General features: G+C 64.7%; 13 protein-coding genes. 1 reads left to right on the top strand and 12 read right to left on the bottom strand.

The features are described from left to right. Nucleotides 1-31 precede the first annotated feature (31 nt). The 3 genes from tcuB to tcuA are packed head-to-tail and all read right to left on the bottom strand — an operon-like array spanning nucleotide 32 to nucleotide 3,586. Nucleotides 32-1,138, bottom strand: coding sequence for a tricarballylate utilization 4Fe-4S protein TcuB (tcuB, locus tag GDN70_RS31140; protein WP_028142283.1), 1,107 nt, complete (start codon nucleotides 1,136-1,138; stop codon nucleotides 32-34). Between the two features lie 4 nt (nucleotides 1,139-1,142). Then, complete coding sequence (locus GDN70_RS31145; protein ID WP_038949559.1) at nucleotides 1,143-2,171, bottom strand: esterase; 1,029 nt, start codon at nucleotides 2,169-2,171, stop codon at nucleotides 1,143-1,145. A gap of 23 nt (nucleotides 2,172-2,194) precedes the next feature. Continuing rightward, nucleotides 2,195-3,586, bottom strand: coding sequence for an FAD-dependent tricarballylate dehydrogenase TcuA (gene tcuA, locus GDN70_RS31150; protein WP_038949558.1), 1,392 nt, complete (start codon nucleotides 3,584-3,586; stop codon nucleotides 2,195-2,197). 154 nt (nucleotides 3,587-3,740) lie between these two features. On the opposite strand from tcuA, the gene GDN70_RS31155 reads away from it, so the two are divergent. Next, entirely contained in the window at nucleotides 3,741-4,424 is a 684-nt protein-coding gene (locus GDN70_RS31155; protein ID WP_152103444.1) for a GntR family transcriptional regulator, read from the top strand. A gap of 11 nt (nucleotides 4,425-4,435) precedes the next feature. On the opposite strand, the gene ybaK is transcribed toward GDN70_RS31155, so the two are convergent. The 9 genes from ybaK to glp form a co-directional block, all read right to left on the bottom strand. After that, complete coding sequence (ybaK, locus tag GDN70_RS31160; protein ID WP_152103445.1) at nucleotides 4,436-4,909, bottom strand: Cys-tRNA(Pro) deacylase; 474 nt, start codon at nucleotides 4,907-4,909, stop codon at nucleotides 4,436-4,438. 240 nt (nucleotides 4,910-5,149) lie between these two features. Beyond that, nucleotides 5,150-7,918, bottom strand: coding sequence for a formate dehydrogenase subunit alpha (gene fdhF, locus GDN70_RS31165; RefSeq protein ID WP_152103446.1), 2,769 nt, complete (start codon nucleotides 7,916-7,918; stop codon nucleotides 5,150-5,152). After that, a complete protein-coding gene (locus tag GDN70_RS31170) occupies nucleotides 7,915-9,621 on the bottom strand; it encodes an NADH-ubiquinone oxidoreductase-F iron-sulfur binding region domain-containing protein (protein WP_152103447.1) in 1,707 nt (568 codons plus the stop codon). Before GDN70_RS31170 ends, fdhF begins: the two co-directional genes overlap by 4 nt. Before the next feature lie 286 nt (nucleotides 9,622-9,907). Beyond that, on the bottom strand, nucleotides 9,908-10,189 hold the full coding sequence (locus GDN70_RS31175; protein WP_038949551.1) for a hypothetical protein: 282 nt from the start codon (nucleotides 10,187-10,189) through the stop codon (nucleotides 9,908-9,910). A gap of 85 nt (nucleotides 10,190-10,274) precedes the next feature. Then, on the bottom strand, nucleotides 10,275-11,927 hold the full coding sequence (locus tag GDN70_RS31180) for an OFA family MFS transporter (RefSeq protein WP_038949550.1): 1,653 nt from the start codon (nucleotides 11,925-11,927) through the stop codon (nucleotides 10,275-10,277). Between the two features lie 345 nt (nucleotides 11,928-12,272). Continuing rightward, nucleotides 12,273-14,297: a cache domain-containing protein gene (locus GDN70_RS31185; protein ID WP_038972027.1), complete on the bottom strand. Its 2,025-nt coding sequence runs from the start codon at nucleotides 14,295-14,297 to the stop codon at nucleotides 12,273-12,275. Then, nucleotides 14,290-15,723, bottom strand: a complete 1,434-nt coding sequence (locus GDN70_RS31190) for a sigma-54 dependent transcriptional regulator (RefSeq protein ID WP_152103448.1) — start codon at nucleotides 15,721-15,723, stop codon at nucleotides 14,290-14,292. Before GDN70_RS31190 ends, GDN70_RS31185 begins: the two co-directional genes overlap by 8 nt. Before the next feature lie 195 nt (nucleotides 15,724-15,918). Further along, nucleotides 15,919-16,152 carry a sulfurtransferase TusA family protein gene (locus GDN70_RS31195; protein WP_028142272.1) on the bottom strand — a complete coding sequence of 78 codons (234 nt, stop codon included), beginning with the start codon at nucleotides 16,150-16,152 and terminating at the stop codon, nucleotides 15,919-15,921. A 45-nt stretch (nucleotides 16,153-16,197) separates the two neighbouring features. Next, complete coding sequence (gene glp / locus GDN70_RS31200) at nucleotides 16,198-17,454, bottom strand: gephyrin-like molybdotransferase Glp (RefSeq protein ID WP_152103449.1); 1,257 nt, start codon at nucleotides 17,452-17,454, stop codon at nucleotides 16,198-16,200. Nucleotides 17,455-17,459 lie beyond the last annotated feature (5 nt).

A 17,459-nucleotide genomic window follows, 5' to 3' on the forward strand; every position in this document is an offset into this window, starting at 1 on the left:
GGCCAAGAGATACGTCAGCCTTGCACGCCCCTCAAGAGCCGGCTTCGCCGCGACGCTCCTGCGCGTAACGCACCAGCGCCGCGAAGCGGTAGATGCCGTGCACGAACTTGCCATAGGGCATGGTGACGAACAGTGCGAACACGGCGCCGAGGTGCAGCGCCAGCAGCGGCCCCATCGCGGCCGTCTCGCGCAAGATGAGCAGCAGCATGCCGGTGAGGCCGGTCAGGAACAGCATGGCGATGAAGCCGACATCCATGCCGTAGCGGTTCTCGTCGAGCAGCGCCGGATCGCGTCGCATCCTGGCCGTGAACAGGCCGACCGGGCCGATGATCAGACCGATTCCGCCGAGCGCGCCCAGCACCACGGGCAGGTCCCACCATGGATACGGCGCCTCGCGGCCGAGCAGATAGTGATACAGCGTGGCCACCGACGTCGCCGCAAAGCACAGCAGGAAGCCGTAGAAGGTCAGGTGGTGATACAGCTTGCGCCGGTCGGTCGGCTTGTCGTCCTCGTTGTAGCAGCCGACACCGCCGCCATGGAGATAGCGCAGCTCGCCCGCATCGCGGATCGCCTGGAAGATCGAGCCCCCATCGGCGCGGCCGCGGATCGGTCCACCGATGTCGCGCCAGAAAGCGCGCACGCTCATCACGAGCGCGAGGATCGCATAGAGGAACGCGACGCTGAACAGCGCTGCCATCGTGTTGTGCGGCATCAGTCTGTAGAACGCGCCGGGACCGCTGTGCACGCCGAAAAGCACGCTGCCGTCGTTCAGGGCGGCGAAGCCGAGGATGAAGGCCGCCATGCTGAGCGCAGCGACGATGCTGATGACCAGACCGTTGCGGGCGAAAGCGCCGGACATCGCGCCCGGCCAGGCATAGGCGGCATAGGACTCGGCCCGCGCGATCGCGAGCGTTCCGGGAACGTTGACGTTGAACTCATGCGGCGGCGAGAACTGGCAATCGACGTAGCAGGCGCCGCAGGAATGGCAGAGATTGGCGAGATAGTTGAGGTCGCCGTCGGAGAAGGCGCGGCGCATTTCCATGGCGGGAAATACCGCGCACAGCCCCTCGCAGTAGCGGCAGGAATTGCAGACCGTCATCAGACGGTCGGCCTCGTCCAGGATTCTGGTTCCGTGCATGGCTTTACTTCGTTAGGCCCTTTGTCTCGAGCCATTTCTGAATCAGGCCCGCGACCTGGAGGTTGTTCTTGTCCATCATCACCATATGCGAATTGCCCTTGATGCCCGCCTGCGGGAGATCGACGATGTCGACGCTGCCGCCGGCAGCCTTGATGGCGTCGGCAAAGGCGATGCCGTTGGCGCGGATCTTGGGCCAGCGTGAATCGCGCTCGATATAATCGCCATAGATGATGAGCGTCGGGATGTTCTTCAGCACATCCGCCTTGGCGGGATCGCCAATGCCGGCCGGCTCGATCGCGATCAGCGCCTTGACCTTGTCAGGCCGAGCTTGTGCGACCTTGAAGCCGAAGCTGCCGGCCTGGCTGTGGAACAAGATCACGGACGGGCCGACGCGATCGATCTCGGCGATATAGGCAGCGACGATCGCATCATCCGTCGTTGTCCAGCGCGGCACGTTCTGCTTGACGAAATTCTCGTAGCCCTCGACGGGAAACTGGTTGCCCGGTAACAGCTTTCGCTTGGCGGGATCGGCATCGTAGGAGTTTAGCCCTTCGCCGATGCGGAAACGTTCGAACGGATTGGCGGTGGTGAGGAAGACCGGCTCGCTCTTGAATATGTCGGGGTATTGCGCCCAGCCAGCGCGCCCGCGCTCCACCGCGTCGGAATTATAGACCGCCCACCCCTTGCGCAGGAAATAGTTCAGCCAGCCTTCGCGTCCGTCGGGCGTGGTCTCGTAGGTGACGCCGGTCAGTCCGCCGCCATGCCACATCAGCAGCGGATAGGCACCCTTCTCGTTCGCGGGCAGGAAATACTGCACGTACATCTGCTCGACCTGATACGTGCCATTGGGATCGACCTTGGCCGGCACGCCGCCGGGCGTGAACACCACCTCCTTCACCGGCTTGCCGGAGATTTCGACGAGACGCCCGCCGACGTGGAACGAACCCATGTCGCGCAGGGTGATCGGCTCGGCGGCGTAGGCGTGCCCGACGGTCAGCAGCGCCGTGATCGAAGCAATGGCAAGGCGCGACATGGTTCCTCCCTTAAGTCTTTTCTTTAGTTCTTGGCGTGGCGCGCCGCTTCCCGTCCCGCGATCCGTCCGAACACGCTGCCGATGGTCATGCCCATGCCGGCTGCATAGCCCTTGCCGAGCACGTTGCCGGCCATGATCTCGCCGGCCGCGAACATGTTGCCTGAAGGCTGGCCATCAGCCATCAGCATGCGCGCCTCTTTGTTCACGCGGGTGCCGAGATAGGTGAAGGTGATGCCGGGCCGCACCGGATAAGCGAGATAAGGCGGCGTCTCGATCTTGCGCGCCCAGTGCGTCTTGGGCGGCGTGATGCCTTCGGTCACGCAGTCATCCAGAATCGTGTGGTCGAAGGTGCCGGGGCGCACCGCGGCGTTGAACTCGGCGACGGTCTTTTCCAGCGCCGCCGGGTCGAGCTCCAGCTTGCCGGCGAGTTCGGCCACCGTCTGTCCGGTGATCGGCGGAAACAGCGTCGGCATGAAGCTGGTGACCACGGTGGAGTCGAAGATGATGTAGGCGATCTGGTCGGGCTGCGCCGCGACCAGCCGGCCCCAGATGGCGTAGCGCTTCGGCCAGATGTCCTCGCCCTCGTCGTAGAAGCGCTGCGCGTGCTTGTTCACGACGATGCCGAACACGACGGAGTCGTGGCGCGTGATGATGCCGCCGTCGAATTTCGGTGCGCGGGCATCGATCGCGACCGCATGGCACTGGGTGGGATCACCAACCTCCTGCACACCCTTGTCGAGCAGCATCTTGAGGATCGAGCCACGATTATAGGGCGTGCCACGGATCAGGAAATTGTCGGCAGCCTCGCCCCAATATTGCTTGAGCCATTCGATGTTGGCCTCGAACCCGCCGGCCGCGGCGACCAGCGAGGTCGCCCGGATCTCGGTCTCGCCCCTGATCGGCCGCTTGAGGCGTGCAGCCAGGAACATGCCATCCTCGATCACGAGGTCGGTGACCTCGGCATCGTATTCGACGTCGACACCGAGCCGCTCGGCAGTGAGATAGAGCGCATTCAACATCGCGCGGCCCCCGCCGAGGAAGAACGAATTGGTACGGCCGAGGCTCAGCGTGCCGCCGAGCGAGGGTTGCCAGCGCACGCCCTGCTCCACGATCCAGTTCGGGATATCCTTGGACTCTCGGATCATGTGGCGCGCGAGCACTTCATCCGTTTGCCCGCCGGTGACACGCAGCAGGTCTTCCCAGAATTCCTCTTCGGTATAGGGGCCGGTCAGAATTTCGGTTGCCGCATCATGAGCGCAACGCATGTTGCGGGTGTGGCGGGTATTGCCGCCGCGATAGAATTTCGGCGCGCCTTCGAGCACCAGCACCGAGGCACCGCCGCGCCGCGCCGCGATCGCCGCGCACAGCGCCGCGTTGCCGCCGCCGATCACCAGCACGTCGTATTTGCTGCTCATGCCGTCCGCCCGATGCGACGAAGTTGAGACATTCTATCCGCCGGCGGCCCCGGTCAACCGGCACCACCATTGCGTACTTTTGTATACAAAGATATACAGAGACCCCGCAAGCGTCATCTCTGCATGGGCAGGATGCGCCTTGCTTCGAGGGAACATGGCGAGGCGTCCGGCAAAGACAGGCGGATCGATCGCGCGCGGCGGCGGCGTTGCCCTTGGCGAAGCTGTTTTCCGCTCGCTGTGCGAGGCGCTCCAGGCCGGCAGCTACCGCGCCGGCGACCGCCTGCGCGAGGAAGAGGTCGCGCAGCGGCTCAAGGTCAGCCGCACCCCGGTGCGCGAAGCGCTCGGCCGGCTCGCCGCGCGCGGTTTCGTCGAGCCCGCCGGCGGCCGCGGGCTGATCGTGCGCAATCTCGACATCTCGGAAGTGCTCGAGCTCTACGCCATGCGCGAGATCATGGAAGGTGCCGCGGCGCGCCTCGCCGCCGAATACGCTTCGGCGCCCGAGGTCGATGCGCTCCACGACATCGAGCAGGCTTTTGTCGAAACTCCCGCGGCAGACGCGGCCGAGATGGCAAGGCTCAATCGCAACTTCCACGAGGCCATCTGCCGGGCGGCGCGCAACCGCTATCTCGACAACGCTTCGCGGGAATTGCAGGACTGGATCGCCCTGCTCGGCCCGACCACCTTCACCGTATCCGGCCGCCCCTCGTCCAGCCACGGCGAGCACCAGGCCATCATCGAGGCGATCGCCGCGCGCGACGGCGACAAAGCGGAGCGGCTTGCGAGGGCGCATATCCGCGAGGCGCTGCGCTGCCGGCTGAAGCTGCTGCAGAAGCAGTAAGCGCGTGACGCTCAGGCCACGACGTCGACAACGACCGCCTTCAACGCGTCCCGCACATCGGCCGGCCTCAGCCGCACCTGCAAACCGCGCTGGCCGCCATTGAGATAGACCTGGTCATGCGCGAGCGCGCTCTGCTCGATCACGGTGCGCACGGGCTTGCGCTGCCCGAACGGGCTGATGCCGCCCACCTTGTAGCCGGTGACGCGCTCGGCCTCGGGCGGCTTCATCATCTGCGCCGACTTGCCGCCGGCAGCGGCAGCAAGCTTCTTCATGGAGATCTCCTGGTCGGACGGAACGATCACGCAGACCGGCTTGCCGTCCACCAGCACCATCAGCGTCTTCAGGACGCGCGCGGGGTTCTCACCGAGCGCGGCGGCCGCCTGAAGGCCGATGCTCTCGGCGTCAGGATCGTAGTCGTAGGCGTGGACGGAGAAGGCAATACCGGCCGCCGTGAGCGCGCGTGTGGCTGGGGTGGCTTTGGACATCGGTCACATCTACCACCGTCATTGCGAGGAGCGAAGCGGTGGGGTGTAATTGCCGCCACACATCCGCTGTCGTCCCCGCGCACGCGGGGACCCATAACCCCAGGGAGGAGTTTGGCGAAGGCTCGACGTTTGGTACTAAGACCGTCCGCAATCGAGATATCACGCGGCCCCGCATTCGCGAGGACGACAGCGGAATTTGGAGGCGCTATGCCGCCAAACCCCGCTGGGAGGAGGTCTTCCCTACTCCGCCGCGTCCCGCATCTCCGCGCGTTCGGCTCTGGCCGCGCAGAACTTGAATTCCGGGATCTTGCCGAACGGATCGAGCGCCGGGTTGGTCAACAGGTTCGCCGCCGCCTCCGCGTAGCAGAACGGCATGAACACCATGTTCTCCGGCACGTCGCGGTCGGAGCGGACCTTGACCTCGACGGCGCCGCGGCGGGTCTCCAGGCGAATGAAATCGCCCGGCACCAGCTTCTTCTTGTGCATGTCCTTCGGCGACATGAACGCGACCGCCTCGGGCTCGATCTGGTCCAGCACCTGCGCGCGGCGTGTCATCGAGCCGGTGTGCCAGTGCTCCAGCACGCGGCCGGTCGACAGCACCATCGGATATTCGGCGTCCGGGATCTCGTCGGGCGGGATCACCTTGGCCGGTACGATCTTGCCGCGGCCGCTCGCGGTCGGGAAGCCCGTGGTGAAGATGATCTCGTTGCCGGGCTGGTCCGGAGCGTCGACCGGATAGGTCACCGCGCCTTCGCGCACCAGCCGCTCCCAGGTGATGTTCTTCAGCGACGGCATCAGCTCTGCCATCTCGGTGAAGACCTCGCCGGGACCGGCATAATTCCACGGCAGGCCCATGCGCTTGCCGATCTCCTGGATGATCCAGAGATCCTGTCGCGCATCGCCCGGCGGCTTGATCACTTGGCGGGCGAGCTGCACGCGGCGATCGGTGTTGGTGAAGGAGCCGTCCTTCTCGGCGAACGCCGAGGCCGGCAGGATGACGTCGGCATGGAAGGCGGTCTCGGTGACGAAGAGATCCTGCACCACGAGATGATCGAGCATCGCGAGCGCCTGGCGCGCATGCTGCAGATCCGGGTCGGACATCGCGGGATTCTCGCCCTCGATATACATGCCCGTGATCTCGCCGGCGTGGATCGCATTCATGATCTCGACCACGGTCAGGCCGCGGACGGGATCGAGATCCTGCTGCCACAGCTTTTCGAAGCTGCCGCGCAGATCGTCGCGGCCGACCGGCTGATAGTCCGGCAGGAACATCGGGATCAGGCCAGCGTCGGACGCTCCTTGCACGTTGTTCTGGCCGCGCAGCGGATGCAGGCCGGTGCCGGGACGGCCGACCTGGCCGGTGATCAGTGCCAGCGCAATCAGGCAGCGCGCATTGTCGGTGCCGTGGACATGCTGACTGATGCCCATGCCCCAGAAGATGATCGACGATTTGGCGCGGGCATAGGTTCGCGCGACCTCGCGCAAGGTTTGCGCCGGGATGCCGCAGATCGCCTCCATCTTCTCCGGCGTGAATTCCTTGATCTTCTCCTTGAGGTCCTCGAAGCCTTCGGTGTAGCCGGCAATGTACTGGTCGTCCGTCAGGCCTTCGGTGATGATCGTGTTGATCATCGCATTCAGCATCGCGACGTCGGAGCCGGGCTTGAACTGGAGATGCTTGGTCGCGTGACGCGACAGCGTCTGCCGGCGCGGATCCATCACGAACAGCTTTGCGCCGTTCTGCTTGACTGCGTTCTTGATGAAGGTCGCGGCGACCGGATGGTTCACGGTCGGGTTGGCTCCGATCACGATGATGACCTCGGCATCCATCGCGGCCGAGAATGGCGCCGACACCGCGCCCGAGCTGAGACCTTCGAACAGCGCCGCCACCGACGAGGCGTGGCACAGCCGGGTGCAGTGGTCGACATTGTTGGAGCCGAAACCGGTGCGCACCAGCTTCTGGAACAGATAGGCCTCTTCGTTCGAGCCCTTGGCCGAGCCGAAGCCGGCGAGCGCCTTCACGCCGTTCGTGTCGCGGATCTTGACGAGACCCTTGGCCGCGATGTCGAGCGCCTCTTCCCAGCTCGCTTCGCGGAAATGCGTGAACGGATTGGCGGGATCGACCTGGTCGTTGGCATCCTTCTTCGCATTGGGCAGCCGCACCAGCGGCTTGGTCAGGCGGTGCGGATGGTGGATGTAGTCGAAGCCGAAGCGGCCCTTCACACAGAGGCGGTTGTGATTGGCAGGGCCATCGCGGCCCTCGGCATAGATCACCTTCTCGTCCTTGACCTCGTAGGTCACCTGGCAGCCGACGCCGCAGAACGGGCAGAGCGAATCCACCTTCTTGTCCGCGTAAGTCACGCGGGTCTGCTTCTCGTCGAGCATCACGGCCGGCATCAATGCGCCGGTCGGGCAGGCCTGAACGCATTCGCCGCAGGCGACGCAGGTGGACTCGCCCATGGGATCGTCGAAGTCGAACACGATCTTCGAGCCATGGTTGCGATAAGCCATGCCGATGACGTCGTTGACCTGGACCTCGCGGCAGGCGCGCACGCACAGGCCGCACTGGATGCAGGCGTCGAGGTTGACGCGCATCGCCGGATGGCTGGCGTCGGTTGCCCAGCGCTCGGCGGCCGGGAAGCGGCTCTCGGTGACGCCTGTCGTCTCGGCCCAGTGCCAGAACTTCGAATCCGGATCGTGCGAAGTCTCGCGCGCCGGCTGGTCGGCGACCAGCAGCTCCATCACCATCTTCTGCGCCGACACCGCGCGCGCGGATTCGGACTTCACCTTCATGCCGACCGACGGCGTGCGCTTGCAGGATGCAGCGAGCACGCGCTCGCCCTCGATCTCGACCATGCAGGCACGGCAATTGCCGTCAGGCCGATAATCGGGCGCGGGTGAATAGCACAGATGCGGGATCTCGCGGCCCTGGCGTTTTGCGACTTGCCAGATCGTCTCGCCGGGATTGGCTTCGACCTGCTTGCCGTCGAGCTCAAACGTAATCTTGGTCATTCGGCCGCTTCCTTGAACTCGTCAGGGAAATATTTGATCACGGTGGTCAGCGGATTCGATGCCGCCTGTCCAAGCCCGCAAATCGAGGCATCGCGCATCGCCTGGCTCAATTCTTCCAGAAGTGCGCGGTTCCACACCGGCTTCTGCATCAGCAGCGCCGCCTTCTGGGTTCCGACGCGGCACGGCGTGCACTGGCCGCAGCTCTCGTCCTCGAAGAACTTCATCAGGTTCAGCGCCGCCGCACGCACGCTGTCCTTTTGCGACAGGATCACGATCGCGGCCGAGCCGATGAAGCAGCCGTATTTTTCCAGCGTGCCGAAATCGAGCGGGATGTCGTCCATCGACGCCGGCAGGATGCCGCCGGACGCGCCGCCCGGCAGGTACGCATAGAATTGATGGCCATCGGCCATGCCGCCGCAATATTCGTCGATCAGCTCGCGCACGGTGATGCCCGCGGGTGCGAGCTTCATGCCGGGATTTTTCACGCGGCCCGAGACCGAGAAGCTGCGCAGGCCGTGACGCTCGTGGCGACCATGGCCCTTCCACCAGTCGGCGCCCTTCTCGACGATGTCGCGCACCCACCACAGCGTCTCGATGTTGTTGATCAGCGTCGGCAGGCCGAACAGGCCGACCTGGAACGGATAAGGCGGCTTGTGCCTGGGCAGGCCGCGCTTGCCCTCGATGCTCTCCAGCAGCGAGGATTCCTCGCCGCAGATGTAGGCGCCGGCGCCGCGGCGCATGTGCAGCGTCGGGCCACCCGGCGGGAGCTTTGCGATCTCGCGCTCCAGAATCTCGCGCGAGGCCGGATATTCGTCGCGCAGATAGATGTAGACATCGGAGGCCTGCACCACATGCGCGCCGATCAGCATGCCCTCGATGAAGCGATGCGGATCGCTTTCGAGATAGACGCGGTCCTTGAACGTGCCGGGTTCGCCCTCGTCGCCGTTGATCGCCATCAGCCGCGGACCGGGCTCGCCGAGCACGGCGCGCCACTTGCGTCCCGTCGGGAAGCCGGCGCCGCCAAGGCCGCGCAGCGAGGCGTCGTCGAGCCCCTTCAAGAGATCGTCCTTCGACAACTCGCCGGAGCGCACGCGATTGAGCAACTTGTAGCCGCTACCCGTGACATAAGCGTCGTAGTCGACATATTTGGGCAGATGCGCGTGGGTGTCGCCGGCCTTCGCGGCCGCCATCACATTGGCGACGGTCGCATGATCGACGAAGTTGTGGCCGACTTCCGCGGCTGGCGCGGTGTCGCAGCGGCCGACGCAGGGCGCGCGGACGACGCGGATACCAGGACCCGATGAGCTCTGCAAATCCTCGAGCAGCTTCTCGGCCCCGAGCATCGCGCAGGTGATAGAATCGCAGACGCGGATCGTCAGCGGGGCGATATCCGGCTCGCCTTCCTTCACCACGTCGAAATGCGCGTAGAACGTCGCGGTCTCGAACACCTCGGCGAAGGCGAGCTTCATCTCGTCGGCGAGCGCGGCCAGATGCGCGGCCGAGATCTGATGATATCTGTCCTGGATCAGGTGCAGATATTCGATCAGGAGATCACGCCGCCGCGGCCTGTCGCCGAGCAGCTGCTCGATCTCGTGCGCGGCGGTGGGATCGACCTGCCGCCCCTTGGGCGTGGCCTTGGCTCGCTTGCGTCCCTCACCGGGATGCTCGAACGGGCGGACCTTGTGCACGTCGTCGTGACTCATCGATTCGTCTCGATCTCGTCTTTTAGAACGGCTCCAGTCTTAGCCCCTGGCATGCCAGATGCCAAGCAAATTATCATGCTCGCGGAAGCGGTTAAGCGCAGCCCAAGAGCAGCCCTGGGATCGCTGCCCGGACACGACCTTGCGTTGGTCCAACGCGCCAATCGATAGAACGAAGCCTGAATTGGTCTGGAGATCAATAAAGGCTTCCCATGCTGCGATAGCGAAATCGTATCGAGCTCCCGCTCCGGGACCACGGGTAACCCCTCAACTCCCCGATGCTGACGGGTCAGCTTTTGCCCATGCACTCCTCGATATAGAACCAGCGCTCGTCGCCCGCGAGGCCCTTGGCCTTCACGTCCTTGCGGCACTCCCTGAGCTTCGACTTGTTGGCGCTCCACTTGGCCTTCATGTCCTTGAGCTTCTGCGCGGTCAGCTTGATCTTGCCGGGCTTGGCCTCGGTCGCGGCGGGCGGCGTTGCAGCCGGTGGCGCGGCAGTCTGTGCGGATGCGGATTGCAGGGCGCCGGCGACGAGCAGCACGGCGGCTGCACAAACGAGCTTACGAACCATCGAATTCCCCCAGGGGTAGTTTTGAAACAATCGAAATGAGCGGCGGGAGCGCGCATGGTGCGCTCCCGCCGCGATGAACGTGCGATCAGAAGATCTTGACCGCGCTCTCCAGCGTCTTCCAGACGCCCCAAGCGAGCGGCACGCCAACAAAGGCCCAGAACAGCGCCGCATTGGCATCCAGACCGCCCTTGCCGATGCCGAACGAGCCATGCTGGACCGACGCCTCGCTCTTCGCACTGGCCGCCTGCAGGCGGGCCACCTCTTCGTGGCTCATGTTCCATTTCGGATCGACCGGCTTGATCAGGTAGTTGCAAATCAAACCGGCGATCAGCATGGCACACAGGATGTACATCGTCGTGTTGTAGAGCTGATCACGCGGCACGCCGGCCGCGAGCTGGAACTCGCGGATGTAGTTGACCACGACCGGACCGATGATGCCGGCAGTCGACCATGCCGTCAGCAACCGGCCATGGATGGCGCCGACGAACTGGGTTCCGAACATGTCGGCAAGATAGGCCGGCACCGTCGCGAAGCCGCCGCCGTACATCGACAGGATGATGCCGAACCCGAGCACGAACAGCAGTTTCGAGCCCATCGCCGCGAAGGTGGGCGCCAGCGCGTAGAGCAAGATGCCGAGGATGAAAAACGTGTAGTAGGTGTTCTTGCGCCCCATGAGGTCCGACATCGACGCCCAGAAGAACCGGCCGCCGATATTGAACAGCGACAGCAGGCCGGCGAAGCCGGCGGCGATCGCCGCGATCGATGCCTTCTGTTCGACCGAAAGCTGGCTGAACGTCAGCTCCGGATGCCCGATCAACTTGCCGGCGAAAATTTCCTGGAGCATGGGCGAAGCCATGCCGATCACACCGATACCCGCCGAGACATTCAAGCAGAGCACCCACCAGATCAGCCAGAATTGCGGCGTCTTGTGCGCGTTGTTGAGGTGCACATGGTGCTCGGTGATCATCGACTTCTTCTCGCTCGGCGGGGTCCAACCGTCAGGCTGCCAGCCGGGCGGCGTCACCCGATATGAAAAGGCACCGATCGTCATGAAGATGAAATAGATCACGCCCATCACGACGAAGGTCTGCCAGACGCCGACATCCGTTGCAGTCTTGAAGTAGTTGATCAGCAGATTGGCGAGCGGCGCACCGATCATCGCACCACCGCCAAAACCCATGATGGCCATGCCCGTCGCCATGCCGCGGCGATCGGGGAACCATTTGATCAGCGTCGACACCGGCGAGATATAGCCGAGGCCGAGCCCGACGCCGCCGATGACGCCGGCTCCGAGCCACATGATCCAGAGTTGATGGACGTAGACGCCGAAGGCGCCGATCAAGAGGCCGCCGCCCCAGCAAAGCGCGGCAACGAAACCTGCCTTGCGCGGGCCGGCACGCTCGAGCCAGCCGCCCCAAATCGCGGCAGAGACGCCGAGCAGGACGAAGAACAGCGTGTACATCCAGCCGAGGCTTGCGACCTTCCAGTCGCACGTCGTGGTGAACAGCTCCTGCCACAACGAGATGTCGGGGCAAGCCTTGCTCTGCGTGATGCCGATCGAGCGCGACAGCGGCAGCCAGAACACCGAGAAGCCGTAGGCCATGCCGATGCAGAGATGGATGCACAGCGCGGCCGGCGGCACCAGCCAACGATTGAACCCGGCCTTCGCGATCGTGCGTTCACGATCGAGGAAGCCGGAAGCACCAACCGGTGCAAGAACGGTATCGGCAGTCGTCATAAGCATTCCCTCCCAAGCGCGGCCTTGCCGGCATATCGGTTTGCGACCGGTCGTGTGCGTGCTTGGCAGCCGCGCATGACAGGTCGGACTTCATTCATGCCGAAGTGGAATCGTCTGGTGCGCATCCGTCTTGCGCGCCCAGCAAGCAACTGATCGCGGGCGATGTCCCTTCGCCTCGCAAGCAGCGTTGCCGTGACGGCTATCGCGCCCTCATCCCCCTCAACACCCTGTCTTGAGAGGAGCAACGCGCGTGCCAGAAGTCGCATCGTGACGATTCAACGACTTCCCGCAGCGCAACGTGCCGTGCCGGACAGAATGTCCCGAATCCAAGGACAAAATGTCCAATCAGGTCGCTTCGGGCAGCCACATCGTGAAGGTGCTCCCGGAACCGAGGTCGCTTTCGGCCGTGATCTGTCCGCCCTGACGCTTGATCAGCGTCTGGCTGATGGAGAGGCCCAGTCCGGTGCCTTGCCGCCGTTTCGTGGTGTAGAAGGGGTCGAAAATCTTTGCGATTACGTCTGCGCTCATGCCGATGCCGGTATCAGTGACCTCGATGGCGACGCCTTGATGGCCGTCGCGCTCGGCATCGAAGGAGCGGAGCGTCAGGGTTCCGCCGTCCGGCATGGCGTGGATCGCGTTGACGATGAGATTGACCAGGACCTGCTGCAGCTCGTTCCGGTTCATCAGCACGAGCCGGCTGGCGCGGTCGTCCCTGACCACGGCGATCTCGGTCTTGTTCAGAAGATGCTGCACCAGCGGCAGACAGTCGGAGATGACGCTTGTCGGCGCATGGCGCTCGACATAGCCGGCATATTCCTCCGGCCTTGCAAACTGCAGCAGCTTGGTCACGATCTGGCTGATGCGGTGAATCTGCTCGTCGAGCAGGCGAAACTCGACCTTCGCCTTGTCGGCATCGGCCCCGAATACGCTGCGGATGACGTCGAGATTGCCCTGCATCACCGCGATCGGATTGTTGATTTCGTGCGCAACGCCGGCGGTGATCTCGCCGATCGCAGCCAGCTTCTCGGACATGATGAGCTGCTTGGTGGTTGCCTCGAGCTTGAGATTGGCGTGCTCGAGGTCCCGGGTGCGCTCCAGCACGCGGACGTTCAGTTCCTCATTCCATTCCCGGAGCTGCCGGTCGCGTTCCTGGATCTGGTCGAGCAGGCTGTCGAGATGAACCGCGACGCGGCCGATCTCGTCACCCAACACCGGCATCTTGGTGCGGGCGGAGAGGTTCCCGCGCTCCACCTCGCCGATCGTCGCCGTGACGCGCTCCAGCGGCATGAAGATGGAGGTCGCCCAGCGCAGGAAGATCGGTACGGTCGCGGCGGTGATCGCGATGAACGCTGCGATGATGATCACCAACGTCTGGTATTTGGCTTCGCTGAACGGCTTCTCCAGAAAGCCGACATAGAGCATGCCGACCCGCTTGCCATAACTGTCGACCAGCGGCTCGTAAGCGGAGATGTACCAGTCATTGACCACGAAAGCACTGTCGAGCCAGGTGTGCCCCTCGCCCAGCACGGCCGAGCGCACCGCCGCCGACACGCGCGTGCCGAGCGCGCGCCGTCCCTCGAACAGACGGACATTGGTCGATATCCGCACGTCGTCCAGGAACAGCGTCGCGGTGCCCTGGCTGCCCTCCGGCAGGCTCGCAGCGCGGTAGACGAGATCGTTGATCGTGTCGATGAATTCGAGATTCTGGTTGAGCAGCGTGCCGCCGACCAGCGCAGCGGCGCCTCCGTCAGGCAGCATCGCCCGGCTCGCCGCGTGCACGACCATGCCGCGCGTCTCCGTGCTGCGGTCGGTCGGCACCGCATTCGGGGTCGGCACGAGATCCAATCGCGCGCGCTCGGCCAGGGCCGGCGAAATTGCGGCCAGCTCGTCATTGCCGAAAATATCGACGCCGGTCGCAGGGACCTGACCCGACAGCGCCGACATGATGATCGGCCAGTCGCCTCTCGGTTGATGCTGCAGCGGGGGCGATGAGGCCAGAACGTCGCCGCGATCGTTGGTCAGATACAGGAAATCGAGACCGATCTCCTTGCGGGTCTCGTCGAGCAGGTCCCGCAGCGAGCCGCGCGCATCCGGCGCCAGCACCTCCTGGAAGCGGGCCGACAGGCCGAGCGCCCGGATCTGGACGCCGGTCTTTTCCAGGATGCGGGCGAGATATTGATGGGCGATGGTGAGATCGCCGTTCACCTTGGAGATCAGGGCCGCGTCGAATTTCGCGTTCCAGCGATAGATCGCAACGCCGAGCAGGAGCGGCAGGATGACCAGCATCGGCAGCAGAGCGATCGCGAGCAACCGGAATCGGACGGAGCGTCCCCGCACGAGCTCACCGCTGCGGCGGGCACCATCAGACATCCCATAACGCGCATTTGCGGTCGATGGTCTTGCGCGAGATACCGAGACGCCGCGCCGCCTCCTCGCGATTGCCGTTGGCCTCCTTCAGCACACCGAGAATGTGACGGCGCTCGAGCTCGGCGAGACTGTCGGCAGGTGCCGACTGACCGTCGTTGCGGGGACCGGCGAAATCGTCGGGGAAGGCGCCGAGGATCAGCGTGCGTTCGATCAAATTGCGCAGCTCGCGCACATTGCCCGGCCAGTCATAGCTTGCGAGCGCCGCCCGCACCGAGGCGTCGATCTGCACCGGCGGCATGCCGAGCTGAGCCGACAGCTTGCTCATGAAGATGGCGGCAAGCTCCTGCACGTCATCGCCGCGATCCTTCAGGAGCGGCAGGTGAATCTGCATCACGTTGAGCCGGTAGAACAGATCGGCTCGGAAACGGCCCTTCTCGACCTCTTTCTGAAGCTCGGCATTGGTTGCGAAGATGAAACGCAGGTCGACCGGAACTTCACGCTCGGAGCCCACCGGACGGACGCGGCGGTCTTCGAGCACGCGAAGCAGCTTGCTCTGCATCGGCAGCGGCAGCTCCCCGATCTCGTCGAGGAACAGCGTGCCGCCATGCGCGTACAGGAACAAGCCCTCACGCCCCGAATCGGCGCCGGTGAAGGCGCCCTTGATGTGTCCGAACAGCTCCGCCTCGATCATCTCGGGCGGGATCGCCGCGCAATTGACGGGCACGAAGGGCTTATCGGCGCGGTCGGACAACGAGTGGATCGAGCGTGCTGCCACTTCCTTGCCGGTGCCGGATGCGCCGGTGAGGAGAACCGAGGTCGGCAGGCGTGCGACGCGCGCGATGGTCTCACGCACGCGCAGCGTCGCTGCCGATTGTCCGATCAGATTGTCGCGCAGAAAGGTGCGGTCGGACGAGGCACGCAGGGCATAGCGCAGGACATAGTTCTCGCGCTGGAGGCGGACACGGTCGAGGCATCGTGCCACCGCGTTGAGGATCTGGTTGGAGCGGAACGGCTTGAGCACGAAATCGGCCGCACCAGCGCGCAGGGCCTGGATCGCGGTGTCGAGGTCGGCATAAGCGGTGATCAGGATGGCGTCGGCGAAAAAGCCGACGGCGCGCTGCTCGGCGAGCCAATCGACGCCGTTCTTGCCTGGCATGATGTTGTCGAGAATGACGACGTCGTAGCGGTTGGAATCGAGCTTGCGCGAGGCCTGGTCGGTATCGGCCGCCTCGTCCACCAGCTTGCAGCGCGGTCCAAGCGTGCGCACCAGGAAATTGCGCATGCCCGGCTCGTCGTCGACGATCAGGATCGAGGCCTGCGCCAGCGCGCCGAACTCCGGCCCTGCAGCCGTCTTGCCGGGCTTGACGGCAGGCTCGCGGCCCGCCGCGGGACCTGCAGCAGCGCTTGCCCTCGATGTTGAGAAAGTCATGCCCGACGTCTTTGAGAGTCTTGGGTTTGAGGGTCTTGGGATTGAGGGTCTTGGGATTGAGGGTCTTGGGTTTGAGAGACTTGGGTTTGAGCTCATGCACGGCACCAATCGGCGCCTTTCGCATTGCAGCGAAGTTCCGGCCGTGTCCCGCGCAGGCAACATAGTCAAACGTCGCCGCCGTGAATATTCGCCTTTCTACGGGGCGTCGCTCTTTTCGACCAGGAACACGATGCGCGCCTCGTTGCGCTCGGTGATCTCGACCTTGTCGCCGGTCTCGCGGATCAGGTTCGGAATGTCAATCACCGACAAGGGATCGGTGCAGTGGACCTCGAGCTGATCGCCCGGCTGCAACGGCTTGAGCGCCTTGCGCGTCTTCAGGGCGGGCAGCGGACATTTCAGTCCGGTGAGATCGAGCGTCGTTCTGGTCATGGGCGCAACATGGCGGGACCGATCGATGGCGTCAACGCAAGGCCGCTAGAGCAGATCGGCGTAGGACAAAAAGCCTACGTCCTGCCCTGGCTCGACGCCCGTGACGCTCTCACCGAGCTCGACGAGGCCGTCGGTCTCGACCAGCGAGGACAACAGCCCGGCCCCTTCGCGCGGGAACTTCACCGCCTCCAGCGTGCCGTCCTGCGCCCGCCGCAAGGAGACGCGAACATATTCGCGCCGGCCCGCCTTCTTCTTGTAGGTGAAAGCCGCCCGCATCGGGATCGGCAGAAGCGGCTCCGGCAGGCCGCCGGCGAGCGCCAGCACCGTCGGGCGCACGACATGGACGAAGGTCACGAAGCTCGCGACGGGATTGCCGGGCAATCCGATCAGCGGCGTGCCGTCGATAATGCCCATCGCCACGGGACGGCCAGGCTTGATCGCCATCCGCCACAGCACCAGCGAGCCGATGCTCTCGACCGCCGCCTTGACGTGGTCCTCCTCGCCGGTCGAGACGCCGCCGGTCGTGAGGATCAGGTCATGATCACCGGCCACCTGCTTCAAGCCATTCGCGAGCGAAGTCCGCTCGTCGCGCAAGATGCCGAGATCGCTGACCTCGCAGCCGAGCCGGCGCAGCATCGCCATCAGCATGAAGCGGTTGGAATCGAACAGTTGCGAGGCCGCGCGCGGCTCGCCGGGCGAGGCCAACTCGTCGCCGGTCGAGAACACCGCAACGCGAATGCGCCTGATGACGTCGAGACTGACAAGTCCGAACGCGGCGGCGAGCGCGACATGCTGCGGCCGCAAGCGCTGGCCGGCGCGCAGCGCGATGTGGCCCTCAGGGATGTCCTCGCCCGCGGGGCGGACATTGGCGCCGGGCTTCAGCCCCGGCGGCAGCACGATCTTGCCGTCATCGTCGATGCGAACGTCCTCCTGCATGAAGACGGTTTCTGCATCCGGCGGCATCGGCGCGCCCGTGAAAATGCGTGCGGTATGGCCGGGCTTGATCGGCGCCTGTGCGAGGCCGCCGGCCTGGATGCGGCCATCGAGCGGGAACGCCCGCTCCGCGGCTTCAGGAATGTCGGCGTTGCGCACGGCGTAGCCGTCGACCGCCGAGTTGGTGAAGGGCGGCAGCGGCAGAGGCGCTGCGACATCGCGCGCCAGCACGCGCCCGTCCGCGTCGACCAGCGCCACCGTCTCCAGATCGGCGATCGCGTTGACGCGCGTCGTAATGAGACCGACGGCCTCGTCGACCGACATCATCGGGCCGCCGAAGGCAAAGCAATCGTCCGACAGTTGCGCCATGGTGC

Source organism: Bradyrhizobium sp. TM102, assembly GCF_009176685.1.
In the GTDB taxonomy this organism is placed as follows: domain Bacteria; phylum Pseudomonadota; class Alphaproteobacteria; order Rhizobiales; family Xanthobacteraceae; genus Bradyrhizobium; species Bradyrhizobium ottawaense.

What these genes read in the sequence shown, in the direction of transcription:
- tcuB (WP_028142283.1), bottom strand. Translation starts at nt 1,138, where the DNA reads ATGCACGGAACCAGAATCCTGGACGAGGCCGACCGTCTGATGACGGTC.
- GDN70_RS31145 (WP_038949559.1), bottom strand. Translation starts at nt 2,171, where the DNA reads ATGTCGCGCCTTGCCATTGCTTCGATCACGGCGCTGCTGACCGTCGGG.
- tcuA (WP_038949558.1), bottom strand. Translation starts at nt 3,586, where the DNA reads ATGAGCAGCAAATACGACGTGCTGGTGATCGGCGGCGGCAACGCGGCG.
- GDN70_RS31155 (WP_152103444.1), top strand. Translation starts at nt 3,741, where the DNA reads ATGGCGAGGCGTCCGGCAAAGACAGGCGGATCGATCGCGCGCGGCGGC.
- ybaK (WP_152103445.1), bottom strand. Translation starts at nt 4,909, where the DNA reads ATGTCCAAAGCCACCCCAGCCACACGCGCGCTCACGGCGGCCGGTATT.
- fdhF (WP_152103446.1), bottom strand. Translation starts at nt 7,918, where the DNA reads ATGACCAAGATTACGTTTGAGCTCGACGGCAAGCAGGTCGAAGCCAAT.
- GDN70_RS31170 (WP_152103447.1), bottom strand. Translation starts at nt 9,621, where the DNA reads ATGAGTCACGACGACGTGCACAAGGTCCGCCCGTTCGAGCATCCCGGT.
- GDN70_RS31175 (WP_038949551.1), bottom strand. Translation starts at nt 10,189, where the DNA reads ATGGTTCGTAAGCTCGTTTGTGCAGCCGCCGTGCTGCTCGTCGCCGGC.
- GDN70_RS31180 (WP_038949550.1), bottom strand. Translation starts at nt 11,927, where the DNA reads ATGACGACTGCCGATACCGTTCTTGCACCGGTTGGTGCTTCCGGCTTC.
- GDN70_RS31185 (WP_038972027.1), bottom strand. Translation starts at nt 14,297, where the DNA reads ATGTCTGATGGTGCCCGCCGCAGCGGTGAGCTCGTGCGGGGACGCTCC.
- GDN70_RS31190 (WP_152103448.1), bottom strand. Translation starts at nt 15,723, where the DNA reads ATGACTTTCTCAACATCGAGGGCAAGCGCTGCTGCAGGTCCCGCGGCG.
- GDN70_RS31195 (WP_028142272.1), bottom strand. Translation starts at nt 16,152, where the DNA reads ATGACCAGAACGACGCTCGATCTCACCGGACTGAAATGTCCGCTGCCC.
- glp (WP_152103449.1), bottom strand. Translation starts at nt 17,454, where the DNA reads ATGGCGCAACTGTCGGACGATTGCTTTGCCTTCGGCGGCCCGATGATG.